This window comes from Tumebacillus sp. BK434 (genome assembly GCF_004340785.1).
Lineage (GTDB): Bacteria > Bacillota > Bacilli > Tumebacillales > Tumebacillaceae > Tumebacillus_A.
The window spans coordinates 1-22,433 of the sequence record NZ_SLXS01000012.1; the positions used below are offsets into that span (position 1 = coordinate 1).

Annotated in this window: 23 protein-coding genes; 3 read left to right on the plus strand and 20 right to left on the minus strand. The window is 56.8% G+C overall.

Features of this window, described 5'->3' with window-relative positions:
• Positions 1 to 326: 326 nt before the first annotated feature.
• From prfB to EV586_RS19265, 9 genes are all read right to left on the minus strand, one after another.
• Positions 327 to 1,455 (minus strand): peptide chain release factor 2 gene (gene prfB / locus EV586_RS19220; protein ID WP_132946700.1). Its coding sequence is split into 2 segments (ribosomal slippage): positions 327 to 1,373 and positions 1,375 to 1,455, totalling 1,128 coding nucleotides; the frame shifts between segments, so codons are not numbered across the junction.
• 22 nt (positions 1,456 to 1,477) lie between these two features.
• Positions 1,478 to 3,916, minus strand: a complete 2,439-nt coding sequence (secA, locus tag EV586_RS19225) for a preprotein translocase subunit SecA (RefSeq protein WP_132946701.1) — start codon at positions 3,914 to 3,916, stop codon at positions 1,478 to 1,480.
• Between the two features lie 154 nt (positions 3,917 to 4,070).
• The gene (locus EV586_RS19230; RefSeq protein ID WP_132946702.1) at positions 4,071 to 4,328 is read right to left on the minus strand and encodes a hypothetical protein; all 258 of its coding nucleotides are present in this window, start codon (positions 4,326 to 4,328) and stop codon (positions 4,071 to 4,073) included.
• Between the two features lie 75 nt (positions 4,329 to 4,403).
• Complete coding sequence (locus tag EV586_RS19235) at positions 4,404 to 5,294, minus strand: hypothetical protein (protein ID WP_132946703.1); 891 nt, start codon at positions 5,292 to 5,294, stop codon at positions 4,404 to 4,406.
• Between the two features lie 782 nt (positions 5,295 to 6,076).
• The gene (gene hpf / locus EV586_RS19245; protein WP_132946705.1) at positions 6,077 to 6,634 is read right to left on the minus strand and encodes a ribosome hibernation-promoting factor, HPF/YfiA family; all 558 of its coding nucleotides are present in this window, start codon (positions 6,632 to 6,634) and stop codon (positions 6,077 to 6,079) included.
• A gap of 154 nt (positions 6,635 to 6,788) precedes the next feature.
• Positions 6,789 to 6,986: a cold-shock protein gene (locus EV586_RS19250; protein ID WP_087456491.1), complete on the minus strand. Its 198-nt coding sequence runs from the start codon at positions 6,984 to 6,986 to the stop codon at positions 6,789 to 6,791.
• Between the two features lie 157 nt (positions 6,987 to 7,143).
• Positions 7,144 to 7,866 carry an amino acid ABC transporter ATP-binding protein gene (locus EV586_RS19255; RefSeq protein WP_132946706.1) on the minus strand — a complete coding sequence of 241 codons (723 nt, stop codon included), beginning with the start codon at positions 7,864 to 7,866 and terminating at the stop codon, positions 7,144 to 7,146.
• Positions 7,863 to 8,513, minus strand: a complete 651-nt coding sequence (locus EV586_RS19260) for an amino acid ABC transporter permease (protein WP_132946707.1) — start codon at positions 8,511 to 8,513, stop codon at positions 7,863 to 7,865. Before EV586_RS19260 ends, EV586_RS19255 begins: the two co-directional genes overlap by 4 nt.
• Before the next feature lie 155 nt (positions 8,514 to 8,668).
• A complete protein-coding gene (locus tag EV586_RS19265) occupies positions 8,669 to 9,451 on the minus strand; it encodes a basic amino acid ABC transporter substrate-binding protein (protein ID WP_132946708.1) in 783 nt (260 codons plus the stop codon).
• 227 nt (positions 9,452 to 9,678) lie between these two features.
• Between EV586_RS19265 and EV586_RS19270 the strand changes: the two genes are divergently transcribed.
• Positions 9,679 to 10,794 carry an anti-sigma factor family protein gene (locus EV586_RS19270; RefSeq protein WP_132946709.1) on the plus strand — a complete coding sequence of 372 codons (1,116 nt, stop codon included), beginning with the start codon at positions 9,679 to 9,681 and terminating at the stop codon, positions 10,792 to 10,794.
• Between the two features lie 188 nt (positions 10,795 to 10,982).
• Here the strand turns inward: EV586_RS19270 and EV586_RS19275 are convergent, their stop codons facing one another.
• Positions 10,983 to 13,502: a putative bifunctional diguanylate cyclase/phosphodiesterase gene (locus EV586_RS19275; protein ID WP_132946710.1), complete on the minus strand. Its 2,520-nt coding sequence runs from the start codon at positions 13,500 to 13,502 to the stop codon at positions 10,983 to 10,985.
• Between the two features lie 98 nt (positions 13,503 to 13,600).
• The gene (locus EV586_RS19280; protein ID WP_165898714.1) at positions 13,601 to 14,215 is read right to left on the minus strand and encodes a stage II sporulation protein M; all 615 of its coding nucleotides are present in this window, start codon (positions 14,213 to 14,215) and stop codon (positions 13,601 to 13,603) included.
• 127 nt (positions 14,216 to 14,342) lie between these two features.
• On the opposite strand from EV586_RS19280, the gene pdaB reads away from it, so the two are divergent.
• Positions 14,343 to 15,125, plus strand: coding sequence for a polysaccharide deacetylase family sporulation protein PdaB (pdaB, locus tag EV586_RS19285; protein WP_481937775.1), 783 nt, complete (start codon positions 14,343 to 14,345; stop codon positions 15,123 to 15,125).
• A 22-nt stretch (positions 15,126 to 15,147) separates the two neighbouring features.
• On the opposite strand, the gene EV586_RS19290 is transcribed toward pdaB, so the two are convergent.
• On the minus strand, positions 15,148 to 15,714 hold the full coding sequence (locus tag EV586_RS19290) for a KinB-signaling pathway activation protein (RefSeq protein WP_132946713.1): 567 nt from the start codon (positions 15,712 to 15,714) through the stop codon (positions 15,148 to 15,150).
• A gap of 149 nt (positions 15,715 to 15,863) precedes the next feature.
• On the opposite strand from EV586_RS19290, the gene gerD reads away from it, so the two are divergent.
• Positions 15,864 to 16,649: a spore germination lipoprotein GerD gene (gerD, locus tag EV586_RS21270; protein ID WP_243653098.1), complete on the plus strand. Its 786-nt coding sequence runs from the start codon at positions 15,864 to 15,866 to the stop codon at positions 16,647 to 16,649.
• Positions 16,650 to 16,836: 187 nt separating this feature from the next.
• Here gerD and EV586_RS19300 read toward each other — a convergent pair whose 3' ends face one another.
• The 8 genes from EV586_RS19300 to EV586_RS19335 all read right to left on the minus strand — a co-directional run bounded on the left by EV586_RS19300 (position 16,837) and on the right by EV586_RS19335 (position 22,418).
• Positions 16,837 to 17,919 carry an Mrp/NBP35 family ATP-binding protein gene (locus tag EV586_RS19300; protein WP_132946714.1) on the minus strand — a complete coding sequence of 361 codons (1,083 nt, stop codon included), beginning with the start codon at positions 17,917 to 17,919 and terminating at the stop codon, positions 16,837 to 16,839.
• An 86-nt stretch (positions 17,920 to 18,005) separates the two neighbouring features.
• A complete protein-coding gene (locus EV586_RS19305) occupies positions 18,006 to 18,437 on the minus strand; it encodes a hypothetical protein (RefSeq protein WP_132946715.1) in 432 nt (143 codons plus the stop codon).
• Positions 18,438 to 18,470: 33 nt separating this feature from the next.
• Positions 18,471 to 19,193: an N-acetylmuramoyl-L-alanine amidase CwlD gene (cwlD, locus tag EV586_RS19310; protein ID WP_132946716.1), complete on the minus strand. Its 723-nt coding sequence runs from the start codon at positions 19,191 to 19,193 to the stop codon at positions 18,471 to 18,473.
• Positions 19,194 to 19,295: 102 nt separating this feature from the next.
• Positions 19,296 to 19,691 (minus strand): 30S ribosomal protein S9, encoded by a 396-nt coding sequence (gene rpsI, locus EV586_RS19315; protein WP_087456480.1) that lies wholly within the window; start codon positions 19,689 to 19,691, stop codon positions 19,296 to 19,298.
• A gap of 18 nt (positions 19,692 to 19,709) precedes the next feature.
• Complete coding sequence (gene rplM / locus EV586_RS19320) at positions 19,710 to 20,144, minus strand: 50S ribosomal protein L13 (RefSeq protein WP_132946717.1); 435 nt, start codon at positions 20,142 to 20,144, stop codon at positions 19,710 to 19,712.
• A gap of 115 nt (positions 20,145 to 20,259) precedes the next feature.
• Positions 20,260 to 20,997: a tRNA pseudouridine(38-40) synthase TruA gene (truA, locus tag EV586_RS19325; RefSeq protein ID WP_132946718.1), complete on the minus strand. Its 738-nt coding sequence runs from the start codon at positions 20,995 to 20,997 to the stop codon at positions 20,260 to 20,262.
• A gap of 70 nt (positions 20,998 to 21,067) precedes the next feature.
• Positions 21,068 to 21,430, minus strand: coding sequence for a 50S ribosomal protein L17 (gene rplQ, locus EV586_RS19330; RefSeq protein ID WP_132946719.1), 363 nt, complete (start codon positions 21,428 to 21,430; stop codon positions 21,068 to 21,070).
• Between the two features lie 43 nt (positions 21,431 to 21,473).
• Positions 21,474 to 22,418, minus strand: a complete 945-nt coding sequence (locus EV586_RS19335; protein ID WP_132946720.1) for a DNA-directed RNA polymerase subunit alpha — start codon at positions 22,416 to 22,418, stop codon at positions 21,474 to 21,476.
• Between the last annotated feature and the right edge of the window lie 15 nt (positions 22,419 to 22,433).

Below are 22,433 nucleotides of genomic sequence, written 5' to 3' on the forward strand. Positions count from 1 at the left end.
TGAGCCAGGATCAAACTCTCAATAAAAGTTAGAAAGCTTGTATCTTGACTCGTATCTCATCTCTGTAACACTCGTTTAGTTTTCAAGGATCAATCATCTTGTTACTGCTCGTCCGAGCGGCAACGTTATCTACCTTAACACATAGAAACCGAACTGTCAACACCAACATCTCATTTTCTTTTTGCACCGCGTCTCTCGCGGCGACAAGAGCTATCTTACCACGCCCTCCGCCACAGCTCAATGTTCCCTGCCAAACAAAGTCAAACAAATCTGCAGCCCCAACAAAAAAGGCGCCGGAGAACTCTCCGGCACCTCTCATTGCTCGCTTATTCGCCCCGATCGCGCTTCTCGATCTGCCAACGCAGGAATCCGTCGATGAACGGGTCGAGTTCCCCGTCCATCACCGCATGCACGTTGCCGATCTCCACGCTCGTGCGATGGTCCTTGACCAGCGAATACGGGTGGAACACGTACGAACGAATCTGGCTGCCCCACGCGATCTGGCTTTGCTCGCCGCGCAGTTCGTCCAGCTCCTCCATCTTCTTCTTGCGCTCCAATTCGTACAGTTTCGCCGCGAGGATCTTCATCGCCGCCGCACGGTTCTTGATCTGCGAGCGCTCCGATTGGCAAGTGACGACGACGTTGGTCGGCAAGTGCGTGATCCGCACCGCCGAGTCGGTGGTGTTGATATGCTGGCCGCCCGCACCGGATGCCCGGTACGTATCGATCTTCAGATCGATCTCCTTGATATCAACCGCCACATCATCATCCAGCTCCGGAATCACGTCCACCGACGAGAACGACGTATGGCGGCGCCCCGACGCGTCAAACGGCGAGATGCGCACCAGACGGTGCACTCCCCGTTCCGCTTTCAGGTATCCGTATGCATTGAAGCCTTTGATCAACAGCGTCACGCTCTTGATCCCCGCTTCATCGCCCGGCAGATAATCAAGCGTCTCCACTTTAAAGCCCTTATCCTCCGCCCAGCGCGTGTACATTCGCATCATCATCGCAGCCCAGTCCTGCGACTCCGTGCCGCCCGCACCAGGGTGCAATTCTAAAATCGCGTTGTTCTTGTCATACGGCTCGCTGAGCAACAGCTCCAGCTCGAATTTCTCCAGATCGCGCTTCAGCTTGCCAATGCCTTTGTCGCACTCATGGAAAAGGTCATCATCCTTCTCCTCCTGAGCCAGTTCAAGCATTACTTCCAGATCGTCAAACTCCCCTTGGAACTTCTCCATGCGGTCGACGCTGCCCTTCAGCGCATTGTTCTCGCTGATCACCTTCTGCGCAGCTTCCTGGTCGTCCCAAAACGCGGGAGCTGACATCATCTCTTCAAGCGCTGCAATCCGCTGCTTCTTGGCAGGGAGGTCAAAGAGACCTCCCGATGTCCGCCAAACGCTTGGCTGTATTTTGAAGCTCCTGGCGCAGTTCGCCAAAAGTTTGCGCTGCCACTTCAACCAACTCCTACCGATGACTATTCGTTGCGTTGTGCCTGACCGTCTTCGCCCGGGCCGATCTGCACCATCTGCAGACCCATCTTCGGATCAGCAGGCGCCGCAACCGCGCCGCCGACATAAGACTTGAACACATAGGTGACGACCTCTTCGCGGATGTGGTGGATCATCTGCTCGAACATGTCAAAGCCTTCGAACTTATAATCCATCAACGGGTCGCGCTGGCCGTACGCGCGCAAGTGAATCCCTTGGCGCAACTGATCCATCGCGTCGATGTGGTCGATCCACTTCGTATCGACCGCGCGCAGCAGGATCACCTTTTCATACTCGCGCATGCCGTCGCCGAGCAGCTGCTCACGAACCGCGTACTCCTTGTCGGCCAGCTCGTGCAACAGCTCTCCGATCTCCTCATGAGTCGCGTACTTCTGCAGCTCCTCGATCGTCAGCACGCCTTCACGAGTGATGCGTCCTTCCACATACTCATGCAGTCCTGCGAGATCCCAGTCCTCCGGCACGATGTCCTTCGGGCAGTAGGTCTCGATGATCGAGTCGACGAGCTCATGCAGCATGTCCTTCACGACATGCGAGCAGTCTGCGCTGTCCAGAATCTCGCGGCGCTGCTTGTACATGACCACGCGCTGCTGGTTCATGACATCGTCGTACTTCAAAACGTGCTTCCGAATGTCGAAGTTGTTGCCTTCCACCTTTTTCTGCGCCGATTCGATCGCCTTCGAAACGATGCCCGCCTGGATCGGCTGGTCTTCTTCCAGACCCAGCTTCTCCATGATGTTCATGATGTTCTCCGAGCCGAACAGACGCATCAGATCGTCCTCCAGCGACAAGAAGAACTGCGTCGAACCCGGGTCGCCCTGACGACCGGCACGACCGCGCAGCTGGTTGTCGATCCGGCGGCTCTCATGACGCTCCGTACCGATGATGTGCAGACCGCCGATCTCCTCCACGCCTTCGCCGAGCACGATGTCCGTACCGCGGCCGGCCATGTTCGTCGCGATGGTTACCGCGCCGCGCTGACCGGCTTTCGATACGATCTCCGCCTCGCGCTCATGCTGCTTCGCGTTCAAGACCTGGTGTTGAATCCCACGCTGCTTCAGCAGGTTGGACAGATACTCCGACTTCTCGATCGACGTCGTGCCGACCAGCACCGGCTGCCCTTTCGCATGGCGTTCTGCGATCTCGTTTACCGCCGCGTTAAACTTGCCGCGGATGTTCTTATAGATCACATCCGACATGTCATTGCGCAGGTTCGGTCGGTTGGTCGGGATCGTGGTCACATCCATCCCGTAGATCGAACGGAACTCTTCTTCTTCCGTCTTCGCCGTACCGGTCATCCCGGACAGCTTGTTATAGCCGCGGAAGTAGTTCTGCAGAGTAATCGTCGCCAGCGTCTTCGATTCATTCTGAATGCGTACGCCTTCCTTCGCTTCGATCGCCTGGTGCAAACCTTCCGAGTAGCGGCGACCCTGCATCAGACGGCCGGTGAACTCGTCGACGATGATGATCTCATCGCCCTGCACCACATAGTCCTTGTCGCGGTGCATCGTCACATGCGCTTTCAGCGCTTGCGTGATGTGATGGTTGACCAGCATGTTTTCCGGATCGAACAGGTTCGTGATGCGGAAATACTTCTCCGCCTTCTTCGAGCCGGTCTCCGTCAAAATGACCGATTTCGCCTTCTCATCATGCGCGTAGTCGACCTCATTGCGCAGACCGGCTACAAAAATGTTCGCGCGGAAATAAAGCTCCGTCGACTTCTCCGCCTGACCGGAGATGATCAGCGGCGTGCGGGCTTCGTCGATCAGGATCGAGTCCACTTCATCGATGATGCAATAGTTCAGCGGGCGCTGGACCATCTGATCGACCGACAGCGCCATGTTGTCGCGCAGGAAGTCAAAGCCAAACTCATTGTTTGTCCCGTACGTGATGTCAGCCGCGTACGCGCCTTGCTTCTGTCCGTGCGACAAGCCGTTGATATTCAGGCCGACTTCCAACCCGAGGAACCGGTGCAATTGCCCCATCTCCTCCGCGTCGCGGCGAGCCAGATAATCGTTGACCGTAATGACATGCACGCCTTGTCCCGACAGCGCGTTCAAGTACGAAGGCAGCGTCGCGACCAGCGTCTTCCCTTCCCCGGTGCGCATCTCCGCGATGCGGCCCTGATGGAGGACGATCCCGCCCATCAACTGCACATCGTAGTGGCGTTTGCCAAGCACGCGCTTCCCGGCTTCGCGAACGACCGCAAAAGCCTCGGGCAACATATCATCAAGCGATTCCCCGCGGGAGAAACGCTCCTTAAACTCAAACGTCTTGCCGCGCAGTTCATCATCGCTCAGCTTTTCCACATCCGGCTCAAGCGAATTGATGCGCTGCACCAGTTTCGAGAGCTTCTTGATCTCTCTCTCATTGCTGTCCCCAACAATCTTTTTCAGGAGGCCCAACATACAAGGTTTCACTCCTCTCCGTATTAAGACAGAATGTCTCAGAATAAAATTGTAACACTATTTTGCCCCCACCCACAACTGTTAAATCCATTCACAAACATTATATGTATGGCAGGTGACCTTAAAACAGGCCACCCGTCGAAACCGTTCCCGTTTACATGAGCTGTCTTCTTGACTTCGAGTCATCCTCCTGATCCCCGCGAATGACTCCAAACAAGAGACCGAACAGCACGATCCCCAACCACCCGCCGACCGACGATCCGACCAGAATCACCGCCAGCACAGCAACGAGCAGTTCCACGAACCACGGGTGAACATAAAATGCTTTCCTCACATTCCAAACCACAACCTGCCCTACCTTCAGCGCCACAAAAAACACAACCACCTTCAAAATCCATACCAAAACGCCCATCTGCTGTCACCTCCGTACCACATCCTATGCGAAGGTGCTTGGGCAGGTACCCATTTTACATCAAAAATCAAACCCCTACACGTCCCGCCAAATCCGCAGTCCCCCGCCAACGAGCGACTGCCCGCCCATCAGCACCGGAACCCCGCACGAAACGGCCGCCACCGCCATCTCCCGCAAAAACGGATTCCGCAGTTCCTCCATCATCCCCAGATCGGCCGCAAACCGTTCCTCCTCCGACACCTGCACCCCAAAATGCTCCAGCACCACCCGCGTGTCAAACAACACACACCCAACCTGCCCCGCCAGCACCTCAAAAAACCGGCTCCAGCCCACAGCCTCCACCAGCGCCCCGACCAGACTCCGCACCTCCCCGCGCTCCACGCGACCCAGCGCCTTCATCCCCCGCTCCTCCGAAAACACCCGAATCCGCACCTTGCAACTCTGACCAAAGCGTTCCGCCTCGACCGGATGCACGCGCCCGATCAGAGCCACATCCGCATACTCCCCTCGCCCCAACACACTTCGTACCTCATGCACCCGCCGCCACAATGGCCATTCAGCAACGGCCTCCACCAGCCTCGGACCGCAGCCGGGATGCATTGCAGCCAGCACCCCATCCACCGGCGTATCCAAATCAAACCCAAACCCCAACTCCCCCGGAAAAAACCGCACGTCCAGCCCGGCTTGTTCCAACGCATAGCCAAACTCATTATCATTCCTGCACACGTCCACCCCAAACACGCGCTCAGCCGGCCGCCACATCACCAAATCGGGCGACAACCGATTATTCTGCCAGACCTCTCCCTCCCGGACCGCCTGCGCGACCCGCACCAATTCCCCCGCCTCCAACAAAGGGGCCGCGCACCCGCCCATCACCGCCACCGTTTCCCCGGGACGTGCCGCAGCCCGCACAACATCCTGCAGAGTCCCCAGCCAGTCAAACGCCCCCTCGGACGTCTCCCACACCAAGCACCCCGCCTCCCGAGCAAACAACAAGATCCCCCGATCATCAGACACAACCAAGACACGCAGACTCCCCACCCGAGCCAACTTCTCCACCAAATCAACCGCAGCCGCCCTCCGAACCCCAAGCATCGCCCCTAGTATCCCCGTCCCCCCACTCCCATATCCTCCAGCCATCACCACCACCAACATCCATCCATCCCCCATTCCCATCAATATATCGCCATCTGCACAATGCCATCTTTTCATTGCCCACTTCTCACTGCTCTCTTCTCACTGCTCTCTTCTCACTGCCTTCTACCCTCTGCCTTCTACCCTCTGCCTCCTACCCTCTGCCTTCTACCCACTGCCTTCTACCCACTGCCTCCTACCCCTGCCTCCTACCCACTCCCAGCCCTACACCCAGTCCCAGCCCTACACCCAGTCCCAGCCCTACACCCAGTCCCAGCCCTGCCCCTTCCCCCTGCCAAAGATCTTCCCCCCAGAGGGGGGCCCGTCTCCCGAGGAGCGAGTTTGCGCGGTGGTTTTCCGCGCATTTGTTTGAGCGAGCGGGAGGCGGGCGCCCCGGCGGGGAGGGCAGCGGGACCCGAACTAAGAGTAGCAACGGCAACCTGAGTGCATACCGGGGCGGAGGGGATATCCTTTCAAGGAGCGAGTCTCACGCGCCCTTTGCGTGATCCGAGCGGGAGAAAGGATATCCCCTCTGCCCGGGGCACCCAACACCCAGCACCCAGAGCACCCAAATACAAAAAAAGCCGACCCCCAAGGAGCCGGCCTATCATAACCTAAGCAAAAGTCGGTTCAATCAACCCATACTGCCCATCTTTCCGCTTATACACCACATTCACTTCCTCCGTCTCGGCATTGCTAAAGACGAAGAAATCGTGGCCCAGCAGATCCATCTGCATAATCGCCTCATCGACCGGCATGGGTTTCACAGCAAACTTCTTCACGCGAACGACGTCGCCGAAATCCTCCTCATCCTCCACCAACACGTGGACATTGCCCTCGCCTTGTTCCTTAAACAGAGAATGAGTGCCTTCCTGACGCACCCGCTTATTGAGTTTCGTCTTATGCTTCTCGATCTGCTTCTCCAGCTTATCAGAGACAGTATCGATCGAAGCATACATATCGCCCGAGCGCTCCTCAGCGCGAATGACGAACCCATTGATCGGCATCGTCACCTCAACGGTGTGGTAATCTCTCACCACAGACAGAGTGACGTGCACGGTATGTTCGGTTGGAGCATGAAAGTACTTTTCCAGACGTCCGATCTTTTTCTCAACGTACTGATGCAGAGACTCAGTCACCTCAAGATGGTTACCGCGAACTTGGATCTTCATGTTGTACTCCTCCCTTCAATACTTCATACTATTCTCCCCGCCCCTGCCATACTCCTGCAAAACACGACAAACTCCCCACACCAAATTCACAAACTACACACTCCGTTCACAAAAAGAAACCCCCGGACCACAGCGATCCAGGGGCTCTATGCGATTACAGTCTGACAACGTTAGCGGCTTGCTGCCCGCGGTTACCTTCGACAATGTCAAACTCGACCAATTCGCCTTCGTTGAGGGATTTGAACCCTTCACCGGTAATCGCGGAGAAGTGAACAAACACGTCCTCTCCACCTTCGTGTTCGATGAAGCCATAGCCTTTTTCACTGTTAAACCACTTTACTCTACCTTGCATTTCTTTCCATTCCTCCTACTGTTGAGACCCATAACACCTCACGAAAAGGGTCAATAAAGTAACGGTGTGGGGATGTGAGGTTGCATCTTATCTTGAGCCCAAAGCGGAAGAGATATACACGGCACAGAGAACTTCGACAAAAATTTACAAAAAAATCCTACAAAACCTTCGACAAAAAGCCTTTCGTGCGATCATGCTGAGGGTTGCCGAACAAATGTTCCGGTGTGCCCTCTTCCATAATATAGCCTTGATCCATGAACAGGACGCGATCGCTGACTTCGCGAGCGAAGCCCATCTCATGCGTGACGACGATCATCGTCATCCCTTCCCTAGCCAGTCCCTTCATCACATCCAGAACTTCGCCGACCATCTCCGGGTCGAGCGCCGAAGTCGGCTCATCGAACAACAAGATCTTCGGATGCATCGCCAGCGCCCGCGCAATGGCGACCCGCTGCTGCTGCCCCCCGGACAATTGCCCGGGAAAAGCTTTCGCCTTGCTCTCCAACCCCACCTTCTTCAACAGAGCCATCGCCTGCTGCTCCGCCTCGGCCTTCCCCACCTTGCGCACCTTCACCGGCGCCAGCATCACATTATCCAATACCGACTTATGAGGAAACAGATTAAACCGCTGAAACACCATCCCCACTTCACGCCTTACAGCATTCAGATCCACGTTCGGGTCGGCAATATTCTCGCCCAGCACCTCCACATCGCCCGCCGTGATCTCCTCCAGCCCGTTCAAACACCGCAAAAACGTCGACTTCCCCGACCCCGAAGGCCCGATCACGCACACCACCTCGCGCTCCTTGACCTCACAGTTCACGCCCTTGAGCACTTCCAGCTCGCCAAACGACTTATGCAAATCGCGTACCGTAATCATACCGTCCCATACTTCCTTTCCAAAAAGCTAACCACGCGCGCCAACACCATCGTCAGCACCAGATACATCAACATCAGCGTCAAAAACGGTTCCCAGGCGAGATACGTCTTGCCCTGCATCAGCTTCGCGTAGTACGTCACTTCCGGCAGCGAGATGGCAGCCAGCAGCGACGAATCCTTCAACAGCATGATCGCTTCATTCCCAAGCGGCGGCAGCATTCTCCGAAACGCTTGCGGCAAGATCACCTCGCGCATCGTCTGCCCTTTCGTCATGCCGAGCGACCGAGCGGCTTCCATCTGCCCGCGGTCGATCGACTGAATCCCCGCACGGAAGATCTCCGCAATATACGCGCCGGCATTCAGCGACAGCGCCACGATCCCGGACACAAAGGCTGTCGTCTCCATAAACGTCGGCAGCACCGCAAAGTGAATCAGCAAGATCTGCACAAACAGCGGTGTCCCCCGAAACAGCCCGACATAGACACTGGCAATCCCCCGCAAAATCCGCGAGTCGCTCAGCCGCCACATCCCGGCAAACAGCCCGAGGATCGTCCCCAGCAGCACCGAGATCACCGTGATCTCGATCGTAACCACAACCCCCTGCAAAAACAGGGGCATATACTCCATCAACTTATCCCACCGAAACATACAATCGCTCCTTTATAAAAAACGGAATCGTCCAAAAGTCGTCGAACAACTTTATCATACAAAAGCATACCGAATTTTGCAAAACTTATTAAAAACGAAATGCGCAATCCCAACCGTCAGGACTGCGCATCTTTTCGACTCTTCGCCCGAAAACCTTACTTCGTGAAACCGTACTTCTTCTCGATCTCCTTCAGCTTGCCGCTTTCCTTGATCTTCTTGATGCCTTCGTTCAGCTTCTTCTGGAGGTCGGCATTGCCTTTCGCCACCACAAAGCCGTAGTTCTCCTTCTCGAACGACGAATCAACCACCGTTTCCAACCCGGCGCTGCCGTTGTTCTTCACATATTCCAGCACGACGCCGTTGTCGCCGACCGCAGCATCGGCACCGCCGTTTTTCAGCTCCAACAGCGCCAGCGGCATGTTGTCAAAACGCTTCACGTTCTGGCTGTCCTTGCCCAGCAGCTTCGACACCACCTCATCGCCGGTCGTCGAGTTCTGCACCGCCACCTTCTTGCCCTTCAGATCATTGAGCGACTTGATGCCCGAGCCGGATTTCGACACGATCATCTGCGTCGCTTCAAAATAAGGATCGGAGAAATCGAACGTCTCCTTGCGCTCATCGGTGATCGTCACCGCGGAAGCCACGATGTCGCGCTCCCCGTTTTTCAGCGCCAGGAAGATCCCATCCCACGGCGTGTTCACAAATTCTACTTTAAAGCCGCCTGCTTCCGCGGCAGCACTCAGCACATCAACGTCAAAACCTTCAATCTTTTCACCCGACATCGATTCAAACGGCGCATACGACGCGTCCGTGCCGACCACGTATACATCCTTCGCGCCACCGTTCGAAGCGGTGTCCTTCCCGCAACCTGTCGCCAGCATGCCCATGCCGAGCACCATCGTGCCGACCAGAAGCAAGCTCTTCATCGTCTTTTTCATCGTCATCGTCCCCTCCAAAAAATAGTATAAAGCTTCTCTCTATTTCTCTTTCTATTTGTCTGAATCTTCTATTCTATTGTATATGATGGCTTCCCGATGTGTATACAAGAAATAATAATACATCCGAAGGCATATGTATGCAACAAAAATATTGGAAAACTTGAATCGTTCCTTAATCCCAGCGCGTCTAACCGTGTAGAAACAAGTCACAGCGGGAGGTGGAACGCGTGAACTGCTCACAAGTCCAAGAGAAGATCTGGTGCGGCGATCTGCAACCGGACGTCCATATGCATCTTGCGACCTGCGCAGCGTGCCGCGAGGAACTTCAGCGCGTACAACAGGTCAATCTGGAAATCGAGCACACCGCCATTCCGCTCCCTTCACGCTCCTTGCTTCCTTCGCGTGAAGAGATCGAAGCGGCGGTCGGCCAACATAAACGCAAAAAAAGCCGGCTCCCAGCCTGGATGACCTCCGGCACCGTCGCGGCGGCGATCCTGCTCGCGGTCACTCAATCCGGGTTGTTTCAACACCGGCAAGCGGCCGACTCGACAGCGGTGAGCGATCAAAACGCGGCCGGCAAGGTTCCGCCGATCAGCCACATGGCCAACTTCAAAGCCCCGTCTTCGCGATCGCTGAATGACGTGCGGATCGACCCGGCCGGGCGGCCGGCCTTCCGGGAAGAGACGGAAAGCATTCGCGCCTACCTCGACCAGTCGTTCGACCCGATTGCGCTGCAGGCGCTGACCATCGAGTCCTATACCCGGGACACGACCCAGCCTGACACCCAGACCGGCCGCTTCTCCTTGTGGGTGCAAAACCAGCTCGGGCAGACCTCAGTCTACGGCAAAGGAGACCGGCCGTTCCGGACTCAGCACTATGTCGAGCTGCAGAAAATCCAAGGGCAGTGGACGGTGACCAAACTCTCCGACATCCCCTTCGATTTCACCATGCACCGAGCGTCCGGCTACCAGATCGCCTTGCCTGCGAATTGGCAGTCGAGCCCGAGCCAGCCTATGGGCAGTCTGACCTTCCATGCGGACGGGAAAACGCTCGGCGGCGTCACAGTCAGCCCGCTCGTCCCCGGCGTCAGCGACCCGTTCAAAGCGGTGCAGTTGCCCAAAGGCACGACGGTGATCCAGTCCGGCCTCGAAACGTACCGCACCGAAGACGCCGTCAAATATCTGCTCAAACGCACCGGCACATCGCCCGATCGCCAAACCGAAATCCACACCTACTTCCTGCGCGGCAAGGTCGCATATGACGTCTGGCTGACCAGCGACCCCACCCGCATCCCTTCCGAAACGGCCCTCGCCATCACCAACAGCTTCCAGACCGCCCCCTAACAAAAACGCCTTCTGCACACACGCAGAAGGCGTTTCGCTTACCATCACTTCTCACAACTGCATCCCCAGCATCGGCCGACCAATCGGCCTCCTCCGGCAGATGTCACGCCCGGCAACTCATTACCTCGTACATCGCATTACCGCATCAGCGCCAAATCGGCTTCCTCCGCAGGATCTCGTTCCGTGACTCACGATACTTCATACATTACATTCCGGCGCAAGAGCTCCTCGAACTCCTCTGCCGGAATCGGGCGGGAGAACAGGTACCCTTGCATCTCGTCACAGCGATGCTCGCGCAGGTACCGAAACTGTTCCTCCGTCTCCACCCCTTCCGCCACCACTTTCAGCTTCAGGTTCTGGGCAAGATGGATCACCGTCGTCACGATCGCCGCATGATACGGGTCGCCGACCAAGCCGCGGACGAACGACTGGTCGATCTTCAGCGTCGAGATCGGGAAATGCTTGAGATAGCTGAGCGATGAGTAGCCCGTGCCGAAATCATCGATCGAGATCTGCACGCCCATCTTGTTCAGCTCTTCCAACAGGCCGATCGTGTAGTCCACATCGTGCATCGTCATGCTCTCGGTGATCTCCAGTTCCAAGTCGCTCGGATGCAGCCCCGTCTCCCGCACTTCCCGCGCCACCGTCTCGACCAGTCCCTGCCGCATAAACTGCCGCGGCGACAGGTTGACCGCCACCGTCATATGCGGATAGCCGGCCTCCTGCCAGGCCTTGTTCTGGCGCAGCGCGGTGCGCAGGACCCAGTCCCCGATCGGCACGATCAGGCCGGTCTCCTCGGCAATCGGAATAAACGCGCCCGGCGACACCAGTCCCAGCTCCGGATGCTGCCAGCGCAACAGCGCCTCCATCCCGATGATCTGCCCCGTCTCGATGTTGATCCGCGGCTGATAATACAGCACGAACTCATCGCGCTCCAACGCATGCCGCAGCCCGTTCTCCAGCTGCAGGCGCTCGATGCCCTTCATGTTCATCGCCGGCGCATAGAGCGAATACGTATTGCTGCCCTTATCTTTGATCCGAAACAGTGCCGTCTCCGCATTTTTGATCAGCATCTGCGGGTCGTCCCCGTCCTGCGGGAACAGCGCGATCCCGATCGACGCCGTCGCGTGCAGTTCATAATCATGGATCTTGTACGGCTGCTCCAGCCGCTTCAGCACCTGATCGGCCACCGCTTCGATCTCGGCCGCGTCTTCATAGTGCGGGATCAGCATCACGAACTCATCTCCGCTCATCCGCGCCACGACGCCTTTTTCCCCGGCGCAGCGCGACAAGCGGGTCGCCACCGCCTTGAGCAGCTTGTCGCCGCGGGCATGGCCCAGCGTGTCATTGATGATCTTGAAGCGGTCGAGGTCGAGGAAAAACACGGCCAGCTTCTCCTCTGCCGCGCGCTTTTGCTCCAGCACCTCGTGCAGATGCTGCGTGAACAGCGCCCGGTTGGGCAGCCCGGTCAGCGTGTCATGCAGCGCCATGTGGTTGATGATCTCCTGCGTGCGCTTGCGCTCCGAGATGTCACGGATCGCCGTCACCCGCACTTCGCGCCCTTGGTACATGCAGCTCGTGCCGACCAACTCGGCGGAGAACTTCGTGCCGTCCTTGCGCTGGGCGACGATCTCCAGCATCGAGTTGCTCATCGAATAGAGATTCTCGATCAGCAGATCGCGCGACTCCGACGCCGCCAGCAAAAATGCCGACATGCCGGTCATCTCCGATTCGCTCTCATAGCCAAACATCGTGCACAGCGTCTGGTTGATCTCGAGGATCTGCCCCTGGTCGGTCAGCACGATCCCTTCAAACGTCGCGTTCGACAGCTTGCGGAAGCGGTCTTCGCTCTCCGAGATCTCCTCCTGATGCAACTGCATCCGGAAGCGCTCCACCCGCTGGTGGAACACCACCCAATACGTCGTGTTAAACGGAATGAAGATGATCAGCAGAAACGCCATCACGCTCCAGCGCGCCTTCGTCACCTTCTTCGCCCACACCGTCGCGTTAAAATCAACCCCGAGCACCGCATCCGGCTGCCCGTTGCTGCCATAGATCGGCACAAACGCCGAGATCGTCGCGCCCCAGTCGCTTTCGACCGGCTTCTCGCGAAAGGTGGATTTCAGTTCTGAGTTTTGGGTCAGATCGGGCAGTGCATACGGATAGATCGTCCCAAGCGGATATCCCTGCTCCTGCTCCCCTTCGATCTTCCCGTCGTGATTGTGGTCGCTCGGCGGCGAGATCACATACACGCTGTTCGACGTGCTCAGCGGTCGCAGCGTGTAGATCGCCGAGATGTCCGGATTGATATCCAGCCATTTCTCCAGCGTCTTCTGCACCGCCAAATACTCCTCGTCGGTCGTCGGCGTCGCCAACCGGATGTGTTCATGCCCCAATTTCTCCAGTTCGAACGCAAACGTCGGCGCGATGCCGTCGACCATCTGTTTGTTGCGCTCCAGCTCTTGCTTCCCCGTTTCATCCGCCATGAACCAGCCGATGATCAGCAACGTGCAGATGATGCTTCCGGCGAGATAGGGCATAAAGCCCATCGAAAACTTCTTCCCCGCCACTGTTTTGCCGCGCAGTTTCTCCGATACCAAGTAGCGGTGCATGACAAATTCCAGCCCCGATACAAAGCATAAAATCACGCCGGCAAAGCAGATATAATCAAGATTTTGACGCAATACGTCATACATCGTGGTATCCATCGTTCCCCCCGTTGGAATAAACCGACTCTACTACCACTTTAACATAGACCGACCGAATTTGACAGAGAATTTAACCAATCTGAATTCACAAGTATCATTTACCCTTGTGATATTACAAATTTATCCAACAGGTACGGCGTAACGGTCGCTTCCACCCCGGCGGCGACCACGAGCAGCACCACCGGCACCCACGCCAGCCGGACCACTTCCAACCAGGCAAATCCGAAAGACTCGAGGCGCGCCTTGCCTCTTAGCGGCACGAGCAGTACCGAGCCCAGCTTGAGGCCCATCGCCGCTGCGATCACGATCGCCGGCAGCTCAAAGATGCCGTGCGGCAGCAGCCCGTAGACGATCAAATCCCACGCGCTGACCCCGTTGTCGAGCTGCCCGAACAGCACGCCGATCACCAGTCCGTTCATCACCAGCGAGATCGCGGTCGGCACGGCGAGCAGACAGCCGAACAGCACCATCACCGCACAGGCTGTCAGATTGTTTAGGAAGATCACCCACGCCGTGTACAGCGCGCTGTCTTTGTCCTGCGTGTGCTCGGCGAGCTTGGCGATCTTCTCCAGCATCGGGCGCACAGCAGCCATCAGTTGCTCGCTGTACAGCGAGCCGGCCACCCACCCGATCACAAATAACAAGGACGCCGCCAAGATGTAGCCGCGATTGCGCTTCAGCACAGCCCCGGCCGTTCCGATCGAATTCCACATCTTCCTTCCTCCCCTCCCCGCCGCATAATCGGACGGGCTTTGCCATAGAGTAAACAAGACATAAACGCAGAAGCTTTGCTGATCTATGGAGGTGCGATGAACATTGCGTAAACAGCCAACCCGGACGATGCGCCAATTGAAAAAGATGGGCGTCTTGTTCATGACCGTCCTTTTGTTCATGTTCTGTCTGTACAGCCAAGCAGACCTTGGCACCCAAGCGGTCTTCCGCGGCGAGACGATCGCGCCTGCCGCCAAACAAGCGGACAAGCCCGCGCCCGTGCCGCAAGGGGCGATCTACAAAGTCCAAACGGACAAAAAAGTCGTCGCCTTGACCTTCGACATTTCATGGGGCGAAAAGGCACCGGGCCCGATCCTCGACATTCTGGAGAAAAAAGGCGTCAAAAAAGCGACTTTCTTCCTCTCCGGCCCGTGGACGACCACCCATGCCGACATCGCCAAGCGCATCAAAACGATGGGCTATGAGATCGGCAACCACGGCCACCGCCATGATGACTTCCCGAAATACAACAACCAATGGATCACCGAACAGGTCGGCAAATCCGAACAGGCGATCTTCGAGACCACCGGCGTGAAAACCAAACTGATCCGCACGCCCAACGGCGCTTTTGACAAACGCGTCGTCAAGCATCTGAACTCGATGGGCTACACCGTCGTGCAGTGGCACACCGACTCCCGTGACTGGATGCGTCCGGGCCCGGACAAAATCGTCGAGCGCGTCGTGACCAGAGCGGTGCCGGGCGACATCATCCTGATGCACGCCAGCGACTCCGCCCTGCAGACGATCGACGCATTGCCGCGCGTCATCGACGGCCTGCGCCAGAAAGGCTATGAGTTCATGACCGTCTCCGAACTGATCGCAGGGGCGGGCGTGACGTCGAAACAAGAATAAGCTTCGGCTAAAAAACAAGCCCTCACCGAGACGGTGAGGGTTGTTTTAACAGCCGCGTATACATGAGCAGCAAGTACACGTTGCAGCCGAGCAAAATGATGCCGATCTGCGACATCTGCAGCAACTCGCCCGATTTCAGCGCGAGGAACCATTCCAGCACCGTAAAGCAGTACAGGAAGAACACAGACGGAATAAACGAGCGCATGCCGGAGATGCGGCCTTTGATGTATGCGACCAGCATCGCCACGCCAAGCGGCCACATTGCATAACCGATAAACGGCAGCACGTCGCCTGCGCCTTTGCCAGTCCACAGATAGCGGAAATAGATCATGTCAAACAGCACAAGCACGATGAGCAGCACTTGAATCGTCACCCAGAAGCGGAACGAAATAAAATTGCGCATCGTAAAGTTCAGCGTCAGATACGCCCAGAAGCCCATCAAAGTCGTCGCGGAAAGGAAACCTCCCGTGATCATCCCCCAGACCAATCGAATCTCGCCGAACCAACCGGTGAGCGTGGTGATCGTACCGAGGAGGACGCCGATCAAAGCGGTCGTGAAAAACAGAGTCAAAAACTTGCGTAGGTTCATAATGCCCCTCCTGCCTGTGAACAACTTCTCCTATCATAACATAACGGTAGCACGGTGGAAATTGGCGATCCTTCCCTTGGTATACGTTTGCTGAACGGACACAAACTAAGCCCAACAACCAACAAGAAAGGGTGTGACGCGAGGTGAAAATGCCTTGGAAGATCGGCGCTGTCTCGGTCGCAATCATAATCGCATTTGTCATGATCGGCGGCTGCGGTTCCCAGCCTCAAGCGGGCGGCAGCAGTTCACGAGAGACAGATGCGAAAGCTCAATATAACGAAACCAAGCAGATGGTGCTGGACATCCTGCATACGAAAGAAGGGATGGACACGCTGAAAGACATCGTCCGCGACCCGCAGTTCAAGCGGTCACTGGCCATCAATGAAACGGATGTGCAGGTGGCGATGCTAAAAGCGCTGACCGACGGCTCGGCACATGCCACTTTGGAAGAGCAGATGCGCAATCCCAAATTCGCGTCCGCCCTGGCCAAGTCATTCAAAAAGGACAATGAGAAGGTGCTGAAAGACCTGCTCAAAGACCCGGAATATCAGCAGATGATGCTCGTGCTGCTCAAAACACCGGAGTTCACGCAGAACCTCTACGACCTGATGAAAACGCCGGAGTACCGCAAGCAGACGATGTCGATCATGACCCAGTCGCTGCAGAATCCGGAGTTCAAGCTGCTCTACCTCGACCTGTTGAAACAGGCGATTCGCGAAGGCACGACCGAGCTCACCCCGACCGAGAAAAAGAAAGCAGGCATCGAAAGTGAAGCCGGCGGCAAAGCGGGCGAGAAAAAAGAAGGCGAGAAGAAGAAAAAAGAAGGTGAAGGCGGCGAAGGCGATGAAGGTGGAGAAGGCGGCGGCAGCGAAGGCGGCTCTGAAAAAGAGCAAGGCGGCGGCGGCGAAGGTGGCGGCGGCGGTGGCGGAAGCTAATCGGCCGACCACACATAGAACACAGACCCACCTGTACACAAGACGGCACCACGCATGCAGACACAATCGGCATCGGACAGCAGCTTGAATGCAACAGGCCTGCTCATTTGCACAAAAAAGACCACCCGGTGAAGTCACCAGGTGGTCTTGCGCTTGTTTGCCTCATCGTTTGCCAGAGTTCGTTCGATCAGGCCTTGGTGTACGGTTCGGTCATCGCCTGGTCAAGCACTTTGCGGCCGATCGTCTTGGCGAGTTTGGCGTACGCCTCACCTTGCGGGGTGTCGGCAGCGTAGATGCCGTCGCCGGTGTCGTTGGCCGCACCGATCGGGATCTGCACCAGCACGTCGGTCTTCAATTCCAGTGCGAGGCGCTCGCCGCCGCCTTTGCCGAAGATGTAGTGCTTTTGGCCGCCCGTCTCGAAGAAGGACATGTTTTCGATGACGCCGAGGATCTCATGGTTGGTCTGGATCGCCATCGTGCCGACGCGTGCCGCCACCTCGGTCGCATTGAACTGCGGCGTGGTGACGATGATCTCCTTGCTCTTCGGCAGCATCTGGTGCACATCGAGCGCCATGTCGCCGGTGCCCGGAGGCATGTCCAGCAGCATGATGTCGATGTCGCCCCAATGCACTTCCGCAAAGAAGTTGCGCATCATCTTGCCCAGCATCGGGCCGCGCCAGATCACCGGACGGTTGTCCGGCACGAAAAAGTGCATCGAAATCACTTTCACGTCCTGCGCCACGACCGGTAAGAGCAGGTTGTCGATCAGTGTCGGTTTCTGATCGCGAATGCCGAAGATGCCCGGGATCGAGAAGCCGTAGATGTCCGCATCGATGATCCCGACGCGGTATCCCATGCGCGCCAACGCCACGGCGAGGTTGGCGGTGACGGTCGACTTACCGACGCCGCCTTTGCCGGACGCCACCGCGATAAACTGCGTTTTGGCGTTCGGATCGAGCAGGGGCGGAGGGCCTTGCTCCGGTTGGCCGCCGCGCAGCACGTCGCGGAATTTCGCACGCTCTTCATCGGTCATCGTGCCAAGGGTGAGGTCGAACGACTTCAACCCCTCCACCCGGCTCAGCACCTCGCGCACATCGGAGTCAATCTTATTGCGCAGCGGGCAGCCGGCGATGGTCAGCACCACTTCGATCTTCGCATGTTCGCCTTCGATCTCCACGTTGCGCACCATGCCGAGCTCTACAATACTTTTATGTACTTCAGGGTCTTGCACCGGACGCAGCGCATCCAGAATCGCCTGTTTTGTCAGCATCAATGCCACCTCCATCAGTTTCCACAGCCCTAAGTATACCACATCCTGCTCTCATGAGTTTCCGCTTGCATTTCCCAGCGCGTTGCCTAGTGTGTTTCAATATGGCCGGGCTCTTTCAGCGTCATCTGCATCTGATGCGCCTGACCTTCCTCCGTCCATTTCACCGTGTACTCCCGCAAGTCCCGGCTGAGCAACTGATAATGAACACCCGTTCCCGGCGCCAACGTGAGCGGCTTCTGGGCCGGGATCAGCTTCTCGTGTTCACTGACGCCCAGCGCAGTCAGCTCTTGCCCGCCTTTTGCCTCAAAGACGCGCACGTCCTCCGCGTCGCCCTGTCCGACATTTTGAAAGACCAGATACGGATAGACCGACTTCTCCGTCTCCAGTTTCAGCTCCGCCTTGGCAGTGCTCGTCTCTTTGGCCGGCTCTGGCTGTGGAGCGCATCCCGCCGCTCCGCCGAGCAAAACGAGACAAAGCACGGCCGCCCCCAAGCGACCCCTGTAGACTTTCTTGTTCATGTTCTGCGCCTCCTGGTCCGTGTAGAGTGTGATTTATTTCTCAGCGTAGTACGAAAGGATGCCCTTGTAAATGCTCAGGGCTAATTTTTTCTGGTGGTTGGCGCTTTGCATGAGCTCCGTTTCCTCCGGATTGGAGAGGAAACCAAGCTCCACCAACGCGCCCGGTTTGTCGGCGTTTTTCAGCAGGTAGAGGTCTTCCCGCTTCTTGACGCCGCGCACCGTATCGACCATTTCACTAAGCGCCACCTGCACATGCTCGGCGAGCTGCTTGCTGTCGTCAAACTCCGTGTCGTAAAACGTCTGCGCCCCCGACCATTTGGCCGACGTGATGGCGTTGCAGTGCAGGGAGATGAAGATCGTTGCATCCGACTCGCGAATGATGCGCGCCCGCTCCTTTAAGTCTTGACTTTTTCGGCGGCTGTAACCCTTTAGATCTTCAGGCGCCAGATCGAGATCCTCCTCCCGGATCATGATCACGTGCGCCCCGGCCTGCTGCAGATACTCGCGCACCCGCATCGCCACCTGTAGCGTGATCTCTTTTTCCAGCACGCCCGACTCGCTGACCGCGCCGGGATCGACTCCGCCGTGCCCGGCATCGAGCACGATCACCTGCCCGCTGAGCGGCATCGTCCACGACAGCGAGGACGGCTCCGTCAGCCATTGCAAGGTCCCCGTATACAGCCCAATCGAGCCGATCAAAAACAAGACTACATAGACGCCAAACCGCCAGACCGGCATCTTGCCTCGTTTCCACATCCGCAATCCCTCCTTCATAGGAATCGTATGCGGACAGGCACAAAAAAAGAAGGACACCCAGACGGGTATCCTTCTTTGGAAAGCTGTAGTACGGTCCGACAATTAACGCTTGGAGAACTGCGGAGCGCGACGAGCAGCTTTGAGGCCGTATTTCTTACGCTCTTTCATACGCGGGTCACGAGTCAGGAAGCCTGCCTTCTTCAGAGAACCACGCAGTTCCGGATCAGCTTTCAGCAGCGCACGGGAGATCCCGTGACGGATTGCGCCAGCTTGGCCGGAGAAGCCGCCACCTTTAACGTTTGCGATCACATCGTACTTGCCGATGGTCTCAGTCAGGTTGCCCGGCTGTTTTACGATCAGTTTCAGGGTTTCGAGACCGCCGAAGAATTGATCCATGGTGCGGTTGTTGATGATCACGTTGCCTTCACCCGGTACGAGACGTACGCGAGCTACGGAGTGTTTACGACGACCAGTGCCCCAGTATTGAACTTGTGCCATTGTGTGCTAACCTCCCTCTTACTTCGATTCCCACGGAATCGGGTTTTGTGCTGCATGCGGATGCTCGGTACCTGCGTATACGCGCAGCTTGGTCAGCTGCTGCGCACCAAGGGAGTTATGCGGGAGCATACCCTTGATTGCGAAGGTCAGCACGCGCTCCGGCTTGGTAGCCAGCATTTGGCCAGCGGTGGTTTGCTTCAGACCGCCCGGATACAGGGAGTGACGATAGTAGATCTTGTTGGTCAGTTTCTTGCCGGTGAAGACAACCTTCTCAGCGTTGATGATGATCACGAAATCACCGGTGTCAACATGCGGGGTGAATTCCGGTTTATGTTTACCGCGAAGGATAGAAGCAACTTCAGTTGCCAGACGACCAACGGTTTTACCTTCAGCGTCGATGATGTACCATTTGCGTTCCACAGCGCCTGGTTTCGCCATGTACGTTGTACGCATAGTAATTCCCTCCTGAAACTTGTTGTATTTTAAAAGCCGGGGCTAGTGGGATTAGCAAGGGCTGTAAAATACCAATGTCAATTCTACTTTGGTCAAGCCAAAATGTCAAGACATATCACTCGTACAGAACTTGCCACATCGTTAAGCCATGGGCCGGAGCGGTCACCCCGGCCAATTTGCGGTCGCGCGCAAGCAAAATATCAGGGATCGCGCCCGGTTCAATCTTGCCGCGGCCGACATCGAGCAACGTGCCGGCGATGATCCGCACCATGTTGTACAGAAACCCTTCACCGCGGCAGGTCACCGTGAGCAGGTGACCATCTTCCCGGAGGTCCACAGCGTGAAGCGTGCGCACTTTGTCTTCAACCGGCGTGTTGGCAGCACAGAAACTGGTGAAATCATGACGACCCACGAGATGAGTTGCCGCTTCGATCATCCGCTCGACGCAAATCGGGTAGGGATAGTGATAGGCGTACTTGCGCGTAAACACGTCCGGATAAGCGCCGCGGTCAAACTGGTAGCGGTAGACCTTCCCCCGGGCGGAAAAACGCGCATGCCAGTCCTCAGGCACCTCTGTGGCGTCCTGGACGACCAGATCGTCAGGCAGCTTAACGTTGCAGACGATCGGCCACTTCTCCACCGGAACGCGCGAGGAAGTGTGAAAGTTGACCACTTGCGCCCGCGCATGCACGCCGGCATCGGTTCGCCCCGAGCCGATGATCGAAACGGGGTGTCCGACCACCTCTTCCAGACGCGCCTGCAGCGTCCCCTGCACCGTGCGCAGGTTGGGCTGAGTCTGAAAGCCGTGAAAATCGGTCCCGTCATACGAGATCGTCAGTTTGATGTTCCGCATAGTCCCTCCGCTCACACCGTTCGTTAATCAAAAACGAGGTTTGCAGTTGCAGCAAACCTCGTAAGGAACATTATACGAGTTCGAGGTACACCATCGGTGCACCGTCACCGCGGCGCGGTCCGATCTTCAAGATGCGGGTGTAGCCGCCTTGACGATCAGCAAAGCGCGGAGCGATCTCGGAGAACAGCTTTTGCACTGCGTCCTGGTTGGTGGTCGCGTCTGCGATTTCCGGGCGAACAAAAGCTGCGACTTGACGGCGAGCGTGCAGGTCGCCACGCTTTGCCAGCGTGATCAGCTTCTCAGCTACCGAACGGAGTTCTTTCGCTTTCGCTTCAGTAGTTTGGATGCGCTCATAGATGAACAGGTCGGTTACCTGGCTGCGGAACAGCGCTTTACGGTTACCGGAACGGCGGTTCAGTTTTCTGTATGCCATGTGTTGTTTCCCTCCTCCTCAAAAAAAGTAGCAAAGGAGATGATTAGTCTTCGTTGCGAAGGCCAAGACCGAGCTCAGCGAGCTTCTCCTGAACTTCTTCCAGCGATTTGCGTCCGAGGTTGCGGACTTTCATCATCTCTTCCTCTGTCTTGGAACAGAGCTCTTGAACCGTGTTGATGCCAGCACGCTTCAAGCAGTTGTAGGAGCGAACGGAAAGTTCCAGTTCTTCGATCGTCATCTCAAGAACTTTCTCTTTCTTATCGTCTTCCTTCTCAATCATGATCTCCGTATCGCGTACTTTATCGGTCAGGCCTACAAACAACATCAGGTGCTCTGTGAGGATCTTCGCACCCAGACTCACCGCTTCGTCAGGTCGAATGCTTCCGTCCGTCCAGACCTCGAGGGTCAGCTTGTCGTAGTTGGTTACCTGTCCGACGCGAGTATTCTCTACGGAGTAGTTCACGCGTTCAATCGGCGTGTAGATGGAGTCGATCGGGATCACGCCAATCTCCATGTCTTCTTTCTTGTTACGGTCAGCCGGAACATAGCCGCGTCCACGGTTCGCCGTAATCTCCATGAAGAGTCTGCCGCCTTCGGCCAAATTGGCGATATGCAGGTCCGGGTTGAGCACGTCAACGTCGGAATCCACACGAATATCGCCGGCGGTGACCGCGCCCGGTCCCTCCGCGTCGATCGTCAGCGTTTTCTCCTCGTCGGAATGGATTTTGAGCGAAAGCCGTTTGAGATTCAAGATGATCTCTGTTGTATCTTCGACGACGCCCGGGACGGTGGAGAACTCATGGAGCACCCCTTCAATCTTCACGCTGGTCGCAGCAGCGCCCGGCAAGGAAGAGAGCAGGATGCGGCGCAGAGAGTTCCCCAGCGTGGTGCCGTAGCCGCGTTCCAGCGGTTCCACCACAAACTTCCCGTACGTGCCACTTTCGTTGATCTCAACAGTCTCGATTCTCGGCTTTTCAATTTCAATCATTCACGTAACCCTCCT